Source organism: Streptomyces sp. ATCC 21386, from assembly GCF_018728545.1.
Lineage (GTDB): Bacteria > Actinomycetota > Actinomycetes > Streptomycetales > Streptomycetaceae > Streptomyces.
Map to the genome: position 1 here is coordinate 8155648 of NZ_JAAVVL010000001.1, position 14630 is coordinate 8170277.

Below are 14630 nucleotides of genomic sequence, written 5' to 3' on the forward strand. Positions count from 1 at the left end.
TTCACTCAGTACATATACTCAGTGCATACTGAGGGGCATGAGCACCCGTCACATCCTGTTGGGGCTGCTCGCCAGAGGGCCGAGCCATGGCTACGACCTCAAGCGACGGCACGACGAACGCTTCCCGCAGGCCCGTCCGCTGGCCTACGGGCAGGTCTACACGACCCTGCAGCGGCTGGTCCGCGACGGGCTCGCCGAGGTCGACGGCACCGAGGCGGACAGCGGCCCGGAACGGACGATGTACCGCTCGACGGACGAGGGGGCGCGCGAGCTGGCCAGGTGGGCCGGGGAGATCACCGCGCCGGCGCCGTTCGTGACGAACGAGATCTTCGCCAAGCTCGTCGTCTCGATCCTCACCGACGGCGACCCGGCCGCCTACCTACGGGGGCAACGCACCGCGCACATGGCGCGCATGCGGGAGCTGACCGCCGTGAAGACCGCGCCGGGCGCCGACCTCTCGACCGTGCTCGCGGCCGACTACGCCCTCAACCACCTCGACGCCGACCTCCGCTGGATGAACACCACGGCGGCCCGGCTGATCACCCTGACCGCGGAGGTCGACGCAGCATGACCGAGAAGAACACCCGTCCCTCGCCGGTGCTCACGGCCCGCGGACTGGTCAAGGAGCACGGCAGGACACGGGCGCTGCGGGGCGCCTCGCTGGAGCTCCGGGAGGCCGAGATCCTCGCCGTCACGGGGGCCAGCGGCAGCGGGAAGTCCACGCTGCTGCACTGCATGGCGGGCATCGTCCGGCCGGACGAGGGCTCGGTCGCGTACGCCGGGAAGCGGCTCGACCAGCTCCCCGAGAAGGACCTGAGCGAGCTGCGCCGGACGGACTTCGGGGTCGTCTTCCAGTTCGGCCAGCTCATACCCGAGCTCACGGCCGTCGACAACGTCGCGCTGCCGCTGCTGCTGGCCGGCACGGACCGCGGCACCGCGCGGGAGCGGGCCGGCGAGTGGCTGGAGCGGTTCGGGGTGCGGGGGCAGGAGGAGCAGCGGCCCGGGGAGATGAGCGGCGGCCAGGCGCAGCGGGTGTCGCTGGCGCGGGCGCTGGTGACCGGGCCGAGGGTGGTGTTCGCGGACGAGCCGACCGGGGCGCTGGACTCGCTGGCGAGCGAGCAGGTGATGGCGGCGCTGACACACGCGGCCCGGGAGTCCCGCACTGCGGTGCTGCTGATCACGCACGACGCGCAGACCGCGGCGTACGCGGACCGCGAGGTCACGCTGCGGGACGGGGTCGTTGTCTCCGAGGCCGACGCCTCCCTGGAGGTGTCCCGGTGAGCACCCTGGCGAACGATGCGCGCCTCGCCCTGCTGCTGACGCAGGGCTCGGACCGGCGCGAGTGGTGGCGGGTGTCGCTGACAGGCCTGGGCGCCGCGCTGGCGACTGCCCTCGGACTGGCGGCGGGCGTGCTGGCCTCGTTGGAGGGCCGGTACCGGGTGGGCATGGCCAACGGTCTGCTGGACAACCCTGGTCAGCGCTCCGGGGTGATCGCCACCCTGCTGCTCCTGCTCGTTCCGGTGCTCGGGTTCCTCGGCCAGTGCACGCGGGTGGGCGCCGTCCACCGGAACCGGCGCCTGGCCGGACTGCGGCTGGCGGGCGCCTCGGCGGGACAGGTACGCCGGATCGCGGCGTTGGAGACAGGGTTGGCCTGCCTGGCCGGTTCCCTGGTCACGACCGTCGCCTTCGTGGTGTTCCTGCTCAGCGAGTGGCGAAGCCCGAGCGTGGTGGCCTGGATCGTGATCGCGCTGATGGCCCTGGGTGTGCCGGTGGCGGGCGCGGGCGTGAGCGTGCTGGCCCTGCGCCGGGTGGTTGCCTCGCCGCTGGGCTGGGTGCGCCGGGTCACGCCGAGCACGGGCCGGCGACCCGGGTGGGTGTTCCTGGGGGCGGTGGGACTGCTGGTGCTCACGACGCTGGTCGCCGTCGCCAACACCAACCGGGACATGCCCGACTACAAGTCCGGCCAGTCTGCGCTGCTCTTCTGCGGCGCGCTGCTCGCGGTGGGCGCGGGCGTGGTGCTGCTCTCGGGCACCGTCTCCAGGCTCACCGGGCAACTGCTCGCCAGGCGCACCGGGAATCCGGCGGTGCTGATCGCCGCCGAGCGGCTGCGTGACGACCCCTGGGCCTCGGCCCGCATCCACGCGGCCGTCGTCATGGGGACCGTGGTCGGCAGCGGGTACGTCGGCGTACGGCAGGGGATGCTCTCGGACATCCGCAGGCACGACTACCTGCTCGATCGGGCGGACTTCTACTACACCGGCCTGAACTTCACCGCCGCCGCCATCATCGTCGGCTTCGCCGTCACGCTGTTCGGACTGGCCGTGGGCACCGCCGAGTCGCTCGCCACGCGCCGTCAGGGGCTGGCCGCGCAGGTCGCCGCCGGGGTGCCGCACGAGACGCTGGGCCGGGCACTGCTCCTGGAGACCGCGCTGCCACTGGCGCCCACGGTGCTGTTGGCAGGGGCCGGGGGCACGGTGATCGCCTTCGGGTACGCACTGGGCATGAGCGACTTCTCGGTCATGCCGTACGGGGCGCTGCTGGTGCCCGTCGCCGTGTACGGCGTCTGTCTGCTGGCGGCGGCCACGTCGCTGCCGCTGCTGCGCCGGACGGTCCGTCCCACCGAGCTGCGGTACGCATAGGGTCCCCGTCCGGTGTCCCAGGGGAAACGGGGGTGCTCCTGGGGCACGGAACAGGGGTCGGAAAAGAAAAGGGGGCGCCTGGAGAGATCCAGGCGCCCCCACGGGCGTACACACCATGGCGCACGCCTCTACGCGCTACTTCGGCACGCCCGAGGGCGCGATCGGTGTCGCCCGCTCCGACTGCGGCGATGTGGTGGACGCGTAGGCCGACGGGGGCGCCACACCGGCCGCCGGGTCGGCGTCCTCGTCGGCCGCGAGGGCCGGGGCACCGCCCACGATGCGGATGTCGGCGGCGTCGAAGGCCTTCTTGATGCGCCAGCGCAGCTCCCGCTCGACCGTGAGGGCCTTGCCCGGCATGGTCTTGGCGGAGACGCGGACGACCATCGAGTCCAGGAGCACGTCGTCGAGGCCGAGGACCTCGATGGGGCCCCACAGGAGCTCGTTCCAGGGCTCCTCCTTGCTCATCGCCTCGCCGACCTCCGCGAGGGTGCGGCGGACCTTGTCGAGGTCCTCGTCGTAGCGGACGGTGACGTCGACGCCGGCCGTGGCCCAGCCCTGCGACAGGTTGCCGATGCGCTTGACCTCGCCGTTGCGGACGTACCAGATCTCGCCGTTGTCGCCGCGCAGCTTGGTGACGCGCAGGCCGACCTCGATGACCTCGCCGGACGCGACGCCCGCGTCGACGGTGTCACCGACGCCGTACTGGTCCTCAAGGATCATGAAGACACCGGAGAGGAAGTCCGTGACCAGGTTCCGGGCGCCGAAACCGATGGCGACGCCGGCGACACCGGCGGAGGCCAGCAGCGGGGCGAGGTTGATCTCGAAGGTGGCGAGGACCATCAGGGCGGCCGTGCCCAGGATCAGGAACGACGCGACCGAGCGCAGCACCGAGCCGATGGCCTGGGAGCGCTGGCGGCGGCGCTCGACGTTGACCAGCAGACCACCGAGGGTGCCCCCCTCGACGCCCGGCACCGAGCGGTTCATCCGGTCTATGAGCTTGGTGATGGCCCGCCGGACCACCACTCTCAGCACCGCCGCTATCACCACGATCAGCAGGACGCGGAGACCGATGGCCAGCCATGTGGACCAGTTCTCCTCCACCCAGCTGGCGGCGTTGGTCGCGCTCTCCTGTGCGTCCTCCAGCGACGGCACGGCCGGTGTCGTCGCCGTCTCCGAGGGGGACGGCGACGGCGCGGCGGCGGCCAGGAGGAGGGACAGGGAAGAAACGGACGGCACGGCGGGAACCTCCAAGGTGCGTTATCTGCCTTCCGGCACGGCGGTCAAGATCCATCGGGTCACGGAAAGGTCACCGGACGGGCAGGCCCACCACACTAACGGGGCATTGTGTGGAGGTCGCCGCCATGTTCGAGGGAGACAGGGCGCTCACCAGGGAGTGAAGGGCGCACACGACGGGGGATGAATGAGGTGTGGTCGAAAACACTCCCAGCCCGTTACCGGGACATGGTGGCGCTTTCACCAGGCCTGAGGGGAGACTGACTACGGATCGTCCACGGCGCGAGCCACGCGCCGCCGGCGTACAAGGAGGCATCCGTGCCGCACGTCCTGGTCCTCAACGCGTCGTACGAGCCGCTCGGCGTCGTACCGCTCCGCCGCGCGCTCGTCCTCGTCCTGGAGAACAAGGCCGTCTCCCTGGAAGAATCCGGCGCCTATCTGCACAGCGCGACCGTCACAGTCCCCGCACCCAGCGTGGTCCGGCTCAAGCGATTCGTCCGGGTTCCCTATCGGGGGCCCGTTCCTCTGACCCGTCGGGCGCTGTTCGCCCGCGACGGGGGCCGGTGCATGTACTGCGGTGGCGTCGCAACCAGCGTCGACCACGTCATCCCACGCAGTCGCGGGGGCAAGCACGTCTGGGACAACGTCGTCGCGTCGTGCCGCCGCTGCAACCACGTCAAGGCCGACCGCCATCTCGTCGAGATCGGCTGGCGGCTCCGCCACAAACCCGCACCGCCCACCGGGCTGGCCTGGCGCATCATCGGCACGGGGCACAGGGACCCGCGCTGGCTGCCGTACCTGCAGCCGTTCGGCGCGGACGACGCGTTGGCCCGGATCGACGGCATCTCCGCCTGACGGTCCGGGTTTTTGCATGGCCGGGTGCCCTCGCCGCAGGGGCACCCGGTACCCATCGCGGGGGTCACCTGGAACGCTCGCATCCGCTTGACCTGCGCCTTCGGAACCGTCTTCACAGGTACCCCGCATTCCCTTCGCATGCATGATCGCCTAGTGTCACCCCCACAGCGGGCCCTTGTTCTGGAGCTCAACGCCCAGGGGCCCGCCACGAATGTGGGGACTCATGCACAAGCTCGCCATAGGCGCCGTCGTGTCCGGCGCCCTGGCTCTCACCGGCGTCGCCGCGCCCGCCGCGCTGGCCGACTCGCCGGCTCTGGCCTTCGGCGCCATCACGGTCAACAGCGGCAAGCCGATCGCGGTCGGCACCAGGGCCGAGGTGACCGTGCCGGTCACGTACAGCTTCACCCGGCCGGACGACTTCGTCATCGACTACAAGAACACCTTCCTGGGCGTCGCCCTCTACCGGGGCAGGCTCGCGGATCCCGCCAACGTCGTCGAGGACTCCTCCCGGAAGCCCGTCTGCACGACGACGGCGACGACCGACACCACGGTGACCGAGTCCTGCTCGACGAAGCTCACCATCGACCCCCGCCAGCTCTACACGGCCGCTGACGCCACCGAGTGGAAGGCCGCCGCCCTCTACATGGAGTCCGCGATCGACGAGGACGACTCCGACGGACACATCGGTTTCCACAGCGGCACCGACGTCTGGGGCAACCTCGGCACCGCCAGGCTCCAGCGCATCTCCAAGGTCACGGTGAACGCCACCCCGGAGCCGGTCGTCAAGGGCAGGACCCTGACCGTCAAGGGCGCGCTCACCCGTGCCGACTGGAACACCGGCAGGTACGCCGGCTACAAGGGCCAGAAGGTCACCCTCCAGTTCAAGGCGAAGGGCGCCGCCGCCTACACCGACGTCAAGACGGTGACCTCCGGGACGGGCGGGGCCCTGTCCACCACCGTGAAGGCGTCGAAGGACGGCTCGTACCGCTACAAGTTCGCGGGTACGTCCACCACCGCGGCGAAGACGTCCGCGGCGGACTTCGTCGACGTGAAGTAGTCGACGTGGAGTAAGGGCACCGCACCCCGGCCCCCGGACGGCGACCGCGCCACCCGGGGGCTTTTTCATGGCCGGATATTGACGCTCGCCTGGTCTAGTCCTATCGTCCTGGCATCCGATAGGAAACTTTCCTAACAGTTGGGCAGGTGGCGGACCCATGGCAGGAACCCCTCGTGTACTGCGCGCCATGAACGACCGCGCCGCACTCGATCTGCTGCTGGAGCACGGCCCGCTCTCCCGGACCCGGCTCGGCAGGCTGACGGGACTGTCCAAGCCGACCGCCTCCCAGCTCCTGGCCCGCCTCGAAGCCGCCGGCCTCGTGGTCGCCACCGGCACCGGCGCGGACCGACCCCGCGACGGCGGCCCCGGCACCGGCGGGTCCGGCGCCGACGGGACCGGCACGGGCCGACCCGGCCCCAACGCCCAGCTCTACGCGGTCGATCCGACCGCCGCGTACGCCGCAGGCCTCGACGTCACCCCCGAACGGGTCCTGGCCGCCGTCGCCGACATCACCGGCCGCACGGTCGGCGAGCACGCCGTCCCCACCCCCGGACGCCGTGCCGCCCAGCCGGTCGTACGGCAGGTCACCGCCGCCCTCGACGGGGCGGCCAAGGCCGCCGGACTCACCCGGTCCGACGTGCACCGGCTGGTCATCGGCACACCGGGCGCCTTCGACCCCACCACCGGACGGCTGCGGTACGCCTCGCACCTGCCCGGCTGGCACTCCCCCACCCTCCTCGACGAACTCGCCGCCGCGCTGCCGATGCCGGTGGAGTACGAGAACGACGTGAACCTCGCCGCCCTCGCCGAACAGCGGCTGGGCGCGGCCAAGGGCCACGACGACTTCGTTCTGCTGTGGAACGAGGGCGGCCTCGGCGCCGCGGTCGTCCTCGGCGGACGGCTGCACCGGGGGTTCACCGGGGGCGCCGGCGAGGTCGGCTTCCTGCCGGTCCCGGGCGTGCCCCTGGTCCGCCATGTCACCAAGGCGAACAGCGGCGGCTTCCAGGAGCTCGCCGGTTCGCAGATCATCCCCCGGCTCGCCCGTGAGCTGGGGATCTCTCCGGTGCCGGAGGGGCCGTACGCCGAGGTCGCGGCGGCGCTCGTGGCCCGGGCGGCCGAGGTCGACTCCGGGGCCCACCGGCAGCTTCTGTCCACGTACGCCACGGGGCTCGCGACAGGTATCGCGTCCCTCGTGGCCGTGCTCGATCCCGAACTCGTCGTCCTCAGCGGCACGGCACTGACCGCCGGCGGCGAGCCGCTGCGGGCGCTCGTCGAGGCCGAGCTGGCGGAGCTGGCGGCTTCCCGGCCGCGGCTCGTGCTCGGTGACGTACGTGAACACCCCGTGCTGCGGGGCGCGTTGGAGAGCGCGCTCGCGGCGACGCGTGACGAGGTCTTCGACACGTTGACGCTCCGCTGAGTCGGCCGCCTTTCAGGTCGCTCGAACACTGCCGGTCCGCCGTGGCTGGTCGCGCAGTTCCCCGCGCCCCTGGGGTTTCCCGGGCGCGCCCCGTTCCTCTCAGATCCCCCTTCCTTCCCCAGGAGACTCCGCCATGTCCGGAATATCCAAGAACGCGGCGGTCGCCCTCGCCGCCACCGCCTCCCTCGCCCTGCTCGCCACCGCCTGTACGGGGCAGTCCGGGGCCACCGCCTCCGACGACCCGAACGCCAAGACGACGATCACCTTCTGGCACGGGTGGAGCGCCCCCGGCGAGGTGAAGGCGATCCAGGCGAACGTGGACCAGTTCGAGAAGGAGCACCCGAACATCACGGTGAAGGTCGTCGGGAACATCAACGACGACAAGCTCAACCAGGCGCTGCGGGCGGGCGGTTCGAAGGGGCCGGACGTGGTGTCCTCGTTCACCACGTCCAACATCGGCAAGTTCTGCTCCTCCGGGGCCTTCGCCGATCTGAAGCCCTTCATCGAGAAGTCCAAGCTCGACCTCGACAAGATCATCCCGAAGCCGATGCTGGACTACACACAGTTCGAGGGCACCCGGTGCGCGCTGCCGCTGCTGGGGGACGCGTACGGGCTGTACTACAACAAGGACGCGTATCGGAAGGCCGGCATCGAGGCGCCGCCGAAGACGTGGTCCCAGTTCGCCGAGGTCGCGAAGAAGCTGACCAAGTCGAAGGGCGACAGCTACTCCCAGCTGGGCTTCATGCCGAACTACCACGGCTACGAGACGGTCGTGGACCACTACATGTCGCAGTGGGACCACGCCTACTTCGACGCGGACGGCAAGTCGAACATCGCCAAGGACCCGGCGTTCGCGGAGATGTTCACGTACCAGAAGAAGCTGGTGGACTCCCTCGGCGGCTTCGAGAAGCTGGAGAGGTACCGCAACACCTTCGGTGACGAGTGGGGGGCCAAGCACCCGTTCCAGACGGGGCAGGTGGCCATGCAGCTGGACGGCGAGTGGCGGCTCGGGATGGCGAAGGCCGCCGGGACCGACTTCGAGATCGGCACCGCGCCGATGCCCGTGGCCGACGACGAGGTGGACGAGTACGGCAAGGGCTTCCTCTCCGGCACGATCATCGGCATCGCCCCGCAGAGCGACAAGCAGAACGCGGCCTGGGAGCTGGTGAAGTACCTGACGACCGACACCGAGGCCGTCGTGTCCTTCGCCAACGCCATCCACAACGTGCCGTCCACGTTCGCGGCGCTGAAGTCGCCCGACCTGAAGGTGGACGAGGGCTTCCAGACGTTCCTGGACATCGCCCAGAACAAGCACTCGAACACCCCGCCGGCCTCGGTCAACGGCTCCACCTACCAGACGACGCTGCAGGACTTCGGCTACCAGTACGAGTCCGGCAAGGTGACGGACCTGCAAAAGGGGCTGGAGAAGACCGCCCAGCAGATCGACACCGACATCGCGCAGGCGAAGTAGCGGCAGCGGTATCCGTCGGATGTCCACGCACTCGCTGCGCGTGTCCTCGCACACGCTCCGTTCGAAGCGCCGCAGGTCGGCGCTTCGGACGGTGGCCTTCCTGTCACCGTGGCTCATCGGGTTCGGCGTCTTCTTCGCCTATCCGCTGGTGTCCACCGTGTACTTCTCGCTGATGAAGTACGACGGATTCGGCACCCCGGTCTTCCGCGGCCTGGGCAACTGGTCCTACGTCTTCTCCGACTACCCGATGTTCTGGCCGGCCCTGCGCAACACCCTCTGGCTGGTGCTGGCCATGGTCACCTGCCGGGTGCTCTTCGGGCTCGGTGTCGGCCTGCTGATCACCAGGATCAGGACCGGGGCGGGTGTCTTCCGCACCCTCTTCTATCTGCCGTACCTCGCCCCGCCGGTCGCCGCGACCCTGGCCTTCGTCTTCCTCCTCAACCCCGGGACCGGGCCGGTCAACGCGATCCTGGGCGACCTCGGTCTGCCGACACCCGGCTGGTTCACCGACCCCACGTGGTCCAAGCCGGCGCTGACCGCGCTCGCGCTGTGGGGTGTGGGCGACCTGATGGTGATCTTCATGGCCGCCCTGCTCGACGTGCCGAAGGAGCAGTACGAGGCCGCGGAACTGGACGGGGCATCGGCCTGGCAGCGGTTCCGGTACGTGACCCTGCCGAGCATCTCGCCGATCGTGATGTTCGCCGTGGTCACTGGCGTGATCCAGACCATGCAGTACTACACGCAGCCCCTGGTGGCCGGGAAGGTCGCCTCCGGCATCATCGGCGGCTCCGGGCAGCAGTTCGAGCCGGGCTACCCGGACAAGTCGACCCTGACCTTGCCCCAGCTCGTCTACAACCTGGGCTTCCAGCGCTTCGACTACGGCTCCGCCTGTGTGGTCGCCCTCGTGCTGTTCGCCCTGTCGATGGTGTTCACGGCGCTGCTGATGCGACGCCGGGGCGGACTGATCGGAGCAGGTGGCTGATGACCCAGGTACTGGACGTACGCGAGGAACCCCTCGTGACGGTGGCCGCCCCGGACAGCCGGCGGGCCGCCCGCCGCCGGGCCCTGCTGGAGTGGATCGCCGTCCACTCGCTGGGCGTCGCCGCCGCGCTGTTCTTCACGCTGCCCTTCGTCTTCGTCGTGCTGACCTCGTTGATGAGCGACCAGCAGGCACTCACCCGCGATCTGCTCCCGGACACCTGGGAGTGGGGCAACTACCGCCAGGTCCTCGACACCCCCGGCTTCCTGACCTGGTGGCGCAACACCCTGGTCTACGCGGGACTCGGCACGGTCCTCACCGTCGTGTCGTCCGTCCCCGTGGCGTACGCGCTCGCCAAGTTCCGCTTCCGCGGCCGTAATCTGGCGCTGATGCTGGTCATCTCGATGATGATGCTGCCGCCGCAGGTCGTGGTGATCCCGATGTACCTGTTCTGGGCCAAGCAGCTGGACCTGTCCGGTTCGCTGTGGCCGCTGATCATCCCGATGGCGTTCGGTGACGCGTTCTCCATCTTCCTGCTGCGGCAGTTCCTGACGACCATCCCCGACGAGTACCTGGACGCGGCCCGGGTCGACGGCTGCGGCGAACTGCGCACCCTGCTGCGGGTCGTCCTGCCGATGGCGAAGCCCGGCATCGCTGCCGTCGCGCTCTTCCAGTTCTTCTACGCCTGGAACGACTACTTCGGACCCCAGATCTACGCCTCCGAGAACCCGGCCGCCTGGACGCTCAGTTACGGCCTGGAGTCCTTCAAGGGCGCGCACCACACCGACTGGAACCTGACCATGGCCGCGACCGTGCTGGTCATGGCCCCGGTGATCCTCGTGTTCTTCTTCGCCCAGAAGGCGTTCGTCGAAGGCGTCACCCTGACCGGAGTAAAGGGTTGATACAGCTATGAAGCTCACCGTGGTCGGCGGAGGGTCGACCTACACTCCCGAACTCGTCGACGGGTTCGCCCGGCTCAGGGACACGCTGCCGATCGAGGAGCTGGTGCTCGTCGACCCGGCCGCCGACCGGCTGGAGCTGGTCGGCGGCCTGGCCCGGCGCATCTTCGCCCGGCAGGGGCACCCGGGCCGGATCGTCACCACCGGTGACCTGGACCGGGGCGTCGAGGGCGCGGACGCCGTGCTCCTCCAGCTCCGCGTCGGCGGCCAGGCCGCCCGTGAGCGCGACGAGACCTGGCCGCTGGAGTGCGGCTGCGTCGGACAGGAGACCACCGGCGCGGGCGGCCTGGCCAAGGCGCTGCGCACGGTCCCGGTCGTCCTGGACATCGCCGAGCGGGTGCGCCGGACCAACCCGGACGCCTGGATCATCGACTTCACCAATCCGGTGGGGATCGTGACCCGCGCCCTGCTCCGGGCCGGTCACAAGGCGGTCGGCCTGTGCAACGTGGCGATCGGCCTCCAGCGGAAGTTCGCCGCGCACCTCGGCGTGGCCCCGGCCGAGGTCCACCTGGACCACGTGGGCCTCAACCACCTCACCTGGGAGACCGGGGTCCGCCTCGGCGGCCCCGCGGGCGAGGACGTCCTGCCGAAGCTGCTGGCCGACCACGGCGAGCGGATCGCGGCCGACCTGCGCCTGCCCCGCCCGGTCCTGGACCGCCTCGGCGTGGTCCCGTCCTACTACCTGCGCTACTACTACGCCCACGACGAGGTCGTACGGGAGCTGGGGACCAAGCCCTCCCGCGCCGCCGAAGTGGCCGCGATGGAGCGGGAGTTGCTGGAGATGTACGCCGACCCGGCGCTCGACGAGAAGCCCGCGCTGCTCGCCAGGCGGGGCGGGGCCTTCTACTCGGAGGCGGCCGTCGACCTCGCCGCGTCGCTCCTGGGCGACGGGGGCAGCCCGCACCAGGTGGTGAACACCCTCAACGGCGGCACGCTGCCGTTCCTGCCCGCCGACTCGGTGATCGAGGTGCAGGCGGCCGTGGGTCCGCACGGCGCGGCCCCGCTGCCGGTCCCGACCGTGGACCCGCTGTACGCGGGCCTGATGGCGAACGTGACCGCGTACGAGGACCTGGCCCTCGACGCGGCCCTGCGCGGCGGCCGGGACCGGGTGTTCCGAGCCCTGCTCTCCCATCCCCTGATCGGCCAGTACGAGTACGCCGAGGCCCTGACCGACCGGCTCCTCGCCCACAACCGGGAGCACCTCGCGTGGGCATGAGCGACGGCGTACGCGAGGGTTCGACCGCGGGTGCCCGGGCCGATTCGGCCTCGGGCGTGCGCGGGCCCGACGCCGGGTCCGGCAGTGTGCTCGCCGTCGACGCGGGCAACAGCAAGACCGACGTCGCGGTGATCGCGCCCGACGGGGAAGTGCTGGGCGCGGCGCGCGGCGGGGGGTTCCAGCCGCCGACGGTCGGGGTGACCACGGCGGTCGACGGCCTCGCGGAGGTCGTACGACGGGCCTTCGCCGAGGCCCGGGTCGCCTCGGTCGACCATGTCTCGGCCTGTCTCGCGAACGCCGACTTCCCCGTGGAGGAACAGCGCCTGGCGGCGGCGTTGCGCACGCGCGCCTGGGGCACGACCGTCGAGGTCCGCAACGACACCTTCGCGATCCTGCGGGCCGGGGTGGCCGAGCCCCGGGGCGTGGCGGTGGTGTGCGGCGCCGGCGTGAACTGCGTCGGCATGCGCCCCGACGGCCGCACCGCCCGCTTCCCCGCGCTGGGGCGCGTCTCCGGTGACTGGGGCGGCGGTTGGGGCCTCGCGGAGGAGGCGATGTGGCACGCGGCGCGCGCCGAGGACGGGCGGGGCGGCCCCACGGCACTCGCCCGGACACTGCCCGCGCACTTCGGCCTGGACTCCGTGTACGCCCTGATCGAGGCCCTGCACCTGGGACACCTCCCGGCCGTCCGCCGCCACGAGCTGACCCCGGTCCTCTTCGCCACGGCGACCGGCGGCGACCCGGTGGCCCGTGCACTGGTGGACCGGATGGCCGAGGAGGTGGTGGCCATGGCGACGGTCGCCCTGACCCGCCTGGACCTCCTCGGCGAGGAGACCCCCGTCCTCCTCGGCGGCGGGGTCCTCGCCGCCCGGCATCCCCTGCTCGACGCCCGGATCCGCGAGGCGCTGGCCGCCGCCGCACCCAAGGCCGTCCCCCGGGTGGTCACGGCCGCCCCGGTGCTGGGCGCGGCGCTGCTCGGCCTCGACCACGTGGGCGCGCCGCGCGGCGCGCACGCCCGCGTGCGGGCGCACTACGAAAGAGGCTGACCGCGCCCCCCGCACCACCCCCGATCTCCCCCTCGAACGTGTTCGAACCCCCAGGGAACCGAACCCGAACCCACCGCGTATTCATGGGCAGGGGGTGGTGCGGGAAGCCTTGTGCTGCGCCGGAATTCGACACGCACGGTGCCTACGGACACGATCGGGGAACAAGATCGAGTCAAGGTCTGTGCGTCGTCAGTCCCGACGGCGATACTTGCGGCCGTGCACCTCTGTCCGCGCGAGCGGGCGGAAGCGATGGACGGATGACCAGGGGGAGGTCAGGTGACATTCACGCCGGAGGGCAGCGCGGCACCGACGGCACCACCCACGGGCCCGGGCCCCGCCGTGCCGTCGCAGGCCGCACCCGTACCGAGGTCCCCCGCGCCGGCCCCGGACGGCGGGCCGCCGCGCCGGACGGCGTTCGCCGAGGGCGTCGACCAACTGCGCGCGGCCGCAACGACGGAGCCCGGCCGGCTGCGCATCATCGGCGCCGTCCTCGCCCTCCTCGTCATCGCGTTCGGCTCGGTCACCGCCTGGCAGATGAACGACCGCGCGGCCGCCGCCGACGACGTCCTCCACGGCAGCCAGCCGCTCAGCTCGGCGGCGGCGGAGATCTACAGTTCCCTGGCCGCCGCCAACACGGCCGCCTCCAGCGGCTTTCTCGCGGGTGGGCAGGAGACCCCGGAGTCACGCGAGGTGTACGAGCGGGAGATGGGGAACGCCGCGCGGAACCTGGCCTTCGCCGCGACCGCGTCCAAGTCCGGCTCCGACTCCGAGCAGCGCATCGCCAAGCTGAACGCCCTGCTGCCCGAGTACAAGGGTCTGGTGGAGCGGGCCCGCGCCAACAACCGGCTGGGCTACCCGCTGGGCGGCGCCTATCTGCGTTACGCGAACGACAAGATGCAGAACATGCTCGGCGAGGCACAGAGCATCTACGACAACGAGAACGAGCGGCTCCGCGACGACTACGCGGACGCCACGGCGTATCCCTGGGCCGCGCTCGGCCTCGGCGCCCTCGCCATCGGCGGCCTCGTCTGGGCGCAGCGGCGCAACTACCGGCGCACCAACCGGGTGCTGAACCACGGCCTGGTCGCGGCGACGGCCGCCTCCACCGTGGTCCTGCTGTGGCTGGCCGGGGGCCACACCCTCGCCCGTGCGGGGCTGAACGACTCCTACGAACACGGCGTACGGTCGCTGACCGTCCTCAACGACGCCCGCATCGCCTCCCTCACCGCCCGGGGCAACGAGAACCTGACGCTGATCAGCCGGGGTGCGCAGTCGATCAAGATCACGGTCGACGGCGAGGAGACGACCGTGGACGAGTTCGACCACAACTTCAAGAAGGAAATGCGCAACCTCGAGGACCGGTTGGCCGCCGCCGAGCGACTGGCCGACGACAGCGGCGGCGCGAAGCCCGTGCGGGCCGCGGGCCTCGCCATGGAGGAGTGGAAGGCGCGGCACGGCAAGGCCCGCAAAGCCGACGACAGGGGCGACTACCAGTGCGCTCGGGACCAGGTGATCGGCGGCAAGGCCACGGACGACTGCCCGGACGGTGACAGGCCGACAGGGCAGTGCTTCGACCAGGTCGACACGAATCTGGGCCTCGCGAGCACCTACGAGAAGGACGAGTTCAAGGCTGCTGCCCGAAGTGGCCGTGCCGCCATGCTCGGGCTCCCGGTGGGCGCCGCCGTACTGGCCGTCCTGGGCGCGGCGGGCGCGGTGCTGGGCATCGGGCGCAGGCTTTCGGAGTACCGGTGACGGCGGCGG

General features: G+C 71.1%; 13 protein-coding genes. 12 read left to right on the forward strand and 1 reads right to left on the reverse strand.

The genetic code is table 11. The annotated features are described in order from the left end of the window. Window positions 1-37 precede the first annotated feature (37 nt). From GWK25_RS34940 to GWK25_RS34950, 3 genes are read left to right on the forward strand one after another with little or no spacing between them, the layout of a single operon-like run. The gene (locus GWK25_RS34940; RefSeq protein ID WP_215455511.1) at window positions 38-571 is read left to right on the forward strand and encodes a PadR family transcriptional regulator; all 534 of its coding nucleotides are present in this window, start codon (window positions 38-40) and stop codon (window positions 569-571) included. Then, window positions 568-1281, forward strand: coding sequence for an ABC transporter ATP-binding protein (locus tag GWK25_RS34945; RefSeq protein ID WP_215455512.1), 714 nt, complete (start codon window positions 568-570; stop codon window positions 1279-1281). Before GWK25_RS34940 ends, GWK25_RS34945 begins: the two co-directional genes overlap by 4 nt. After that, a complete protein-coding gene (locus tag GWK25_RS34950) occupies window positions 1278-2639 on the forward strand; it encodes an ABC transporter permease (protein WP_215455513.1) in 1362 nt (453 codons plus the stop codon). The genes GWK25_RS34945 and GWK25_RS34950 overlap by 4 nt, the downstream gene beginning before the upstream one ends. A gap of 135 nt (window positions 2640-2774) precedes the next feature. Here the strand turns inward: GWK25_RS34950 and GWK25_RS34955 are convergent, their stop codons facing one another. Next, complete coding sequence (locus GWK25_RS34955) at window positions 2775-3875, reverse strand: mechanosensitive ion channel family protein (protein ID WP_215455514.1); 1101 nt, start codon at window positions 3873-3875, stop codon at window positions 2775-2777. Window positions 3876-4190: 315 nt separating this feature from the next. Between GWK25_RS34955 and GWK25_RS34960 the strand changes: the two genes are divergently transcribed. The 9 genes from GWK25_RS34960 to GWK25_RS35000 all read left to right on the forward strand — a co-directional run bounded on the left by GWK25_RS34960 (window position 4191) and on the right by GWK25_RS35000 (window position 14621). Continuing rightward, window positions 4191-4727 carry an HNH endonuclease gene (locus GWK25_RS34960; protein ID WP_086753161.1) on the forward strand — a complete coding sequence of 179 codons (537 nt, stop codon included), beginning with the start codon at window positions 4191-4193 and terminating at the stop codon, window positions 4725-4727. A 223-nt stretch (window positions 4728-4950) separates the two neighbouring features. Continuing rightward, window positions 4951-5784 (forward strand): hypothetical protein, encoded by an 834-nt coding sequence (locus tag GWK25_RS34965; RefSeq protein ID WP_215455515.1) that lies wholly within the window; start codon window positions 4951-4953, stop codon window positions 5782-5784. Between the two features lie 157 nt (window positions 5785-5941). Beyond that, on the forward strand, window positions 5942-7201 hold the full coding sequence (locus tag GWK25_RS34970) for an ROK family transcriptional regulator (RefSeq protein ID WP_215455516.1): 1260 nt from the start codon (window positions 5942-5944) through the stop codon (window positions 7199-7201). Between the two features lie 133 nt (window positions 7202-7334). Next, a complete protein-coding gene (locus tag GWK25_RS34975; RefSeq protein ID WP_215455517.1) occupies window positions 7335-8672 on the forward strand; it encodes an ABC transporter substrate-binding protein in 1338 nt (445 codons plus the stop codon). 40 nt (window positions 8673-8712) lie between these two features. After that, window positions 8713-9654 (forward strand): carbohydrate ABC transporter permease, encoded by a 942-nt coding sequence (locus GWK25_RS34980; RefSeq protein WP_215457819.1) that lies wholly within the window; start codon window positions 8713-8715, stop codon window positions 9652-9654. Further along, window positions 9654-10553, forward strand: coding sequence for a carbohydrate ABC transporter permease (locus GWK25_RS34985; protein WP_215455518.1), 900 nt, complete (start codon window positions 9654-9656; stop codon window positions 10551-10553). The genes GWK25_RS34980 and GWK25_RS34985 overlap by 1 nt, the downstream gene beginning before the upstream one ends. Before the next feature lie 7 nt (window positions 10554-10560). Next, on the forward strand, window positions 10561-11826 hold the full coding sequence (locus GWK25_RS34990; RefSeq protein WP_215455519.1) for a 6-phospho-beta-glucosidase: 1266 nt from the start codon (window positions 10561-10563) through the stop codon (window positions 11824-11826). Window positions 11827-11912: 86 nt separating this feature from the next. Then, complete coding sequence (locus GWK25_RS34995) at window positions 11913-12869, forward strand: BadF/BadG/BcrA/BcrD ATPase family protein (RefSeq protein ID WP_215457820.1); 957 nt, start codon at window positions 11913-11915, stop codon at window positions 12867-12869. A 276-nt stretch (window positions 12870-13145) separates the two neighbouring features. Then, window positions 13146-14621 carry a hypothetical protein gene (locus GWK25_RS35000; protein WP_215455520.1) on the forward strand — a complete coding sequence of 492 codons (1476 nt, stop codon included), beginning with the start codon at window positions 13146-13148 and terminating at the stop codon, window positions 14619-14621. The last annotated feature ends 9 nt before the right edge of the window (window positions 14622-14630 follow it).

Excerpts from the sequence above, each read along its gene's own strand:
- GWK25_RS34940 (WP_215455511.1), top strand. The coding sequence starts at position 38 with ATGAGCACCCGTCACATCCTGTTGGGGCTGCTCGCCAGAGGGCCGAGC.
- GWK25_RS34985 (WP_215455518.1), top strand. The coding sequence starts at position 9,654 with ATGACCCAGGTACTGGACGTACGCGAGGAACCCCTCGTGACGGTGGCC.
- GWK25_RS34945 (WP_215455512.1), top strand. The coding sequence starts at position 568 with ATGACCGAGAAGAACACCCGTCCCTCGCCGGTGCTCACGGCCCGCGGA.
- GWK25_RS34990 (WP_215455519.1), top strand. The coding sequence starts at position 10,561 with ATGAAGCTCACCGTGGTCGGCGGAGGGTCGACCTACACTCCCGAACTC.
- GWK25_RS34965 (WP_215455515.1), top strand. The coding sequence starts at position 4,951 with ATGCACAAGCTCGCCATAGGCGCCGTCGTGTCCGGCGCCCTGGCTCTC.
- GWK25_RS34970 (WP_215455516.1), top strand. The coding sequence starts at position 5,942 with ATGGCAGGAACCCCTCGTGTACTGCGCGCCATGAACGACCGCGCCGCA.
- GWK25_RS34975 (WP_215455517.1), top strand. The coding sequence starts at position 7,335 with ATGTCCGGAATATCCAAGAACGCGGCGGTCGCCCTCGCCGCCACCGCC.